General features: G+C 52.4%; 1 protein-coding gene. It reads right to left on the bottom strand.

Features of this window, described 5'->3' with window-relative positions:
* Window positions 1-47: 47 nt before the first annotated feature.
* Window positions 48-290 (bottom strand): DUF190 domain-containing protein (locus KMS84_RS44475; RefSeq protein ID WP_256921557.1); only part of this gene is annotated, 243 nt, incomplete at its 5' end.

The following is a 290-nucleotide window of genomic DNA, read 5'->3' as shown; positions in this document are numbered from 1 at the left end:
GTACATGGCGTTATCCTTTTTATTGGTTGTCCAACAAGGTGCGTTTTTTAGTTTTTCGCCTGGCCCACTCGACCGTATTCGATGGGCAATTTGATATAGCTCAGTGAAAACGACTCCTTGGCCAATGCCTCCAGCAACCTGTCGCACCCAATTTCATCAGTGGATATAGTCACCGTGACGGGATGATCGGCACCGCTGAGGAAATGCGCCGTATGCAAAAGCCCCAAATGATCTAGCCCCTCCGTACCGCTCACCAACGTCGCACCCAACGCGCCCTCTCGCTTGGCGAA

The sequence above is a fragment of the Streptomyces hilarionis genome, from assembly GCF_024539675.1.
GTDB classification, from domain to species: Bacteria; Actinomycetota; Actinomycetes; order Streptomycetales; family Streptomycetaceae; genus Streptomyces; species Streptomyces hilarionis.
This window is presented reverse-complemented; position numbering and strand designations above follow the sequence as displayed.